The sequence below is a fragment of the Vibrio sp. 378 genome (genome assembly GCF_033339435.1).
Map to the genome: position 1 here is coordinate 1 of NZ_JAWOUO010000808.1, position 600 is coordinate 600.

At 45.5% G+C, this 600-nt stretch carries 1 pseudogene; it reads left to right on the forward strand.

Annotation, left to right across the window (positions count from 1 at the left end):
* Positions 1-600, forward strand: a pseudogene (locus tag R7Q48_RS28965) (peptidylprolyl isomerase); the annotation flags it as partial.

Below are 600 nucleotides of genomic sequence, written 5' to 3' on the forward strand. Positions count from 1 at the left end.
ACCAAAAAGCGGTGGATCAATTCTACGAGTTACAAAATGAGCTTGAGCGTGTTGCTTTTGAGTACCCTGATTCACTAGACGATGCTTCTAAAGCTATTAACCAAGAAGTGAAGACAACAGACTTCATCTCTCAAGTTGATGCACCTGAGGTTCTACGTAACCAAGCCGTTATGCAAGCACTACTGAGCCCAGAAGTGAAAGAAGACGGTCTGAACTCTGAAGCGATTGAAGTTGCGCCTGAGCACATTATTGTTGTTCGTGTTGAAGATTCTCGTGACGAAACAGTGCTTCCATTAGCTGAAGTGAAAGATCAAGTTGTGGCGGAACTATCTCGCGTTAAAGGTGAGCAAGGTGCTCTAGAGCTAGGTACAAAAGTGGTAGCTGCTCTGAATGAAGGCAATACTACTGTTCTTGCGGAAAACAACCTAACATTTGGTGAGCAAGAGACCGTTGACCGTCGTTCACCACTAGCAACTACCGTCTTTGCAATGGCGAAGCCAGTAGATGGCAAACCTGTCTACGGTCAGTCGAAAGACCTTGAAGGCAACATCGTAGTGATTGAACTGGATGCTGTGAAAGCGGAACTAGATAGTTCGCTAG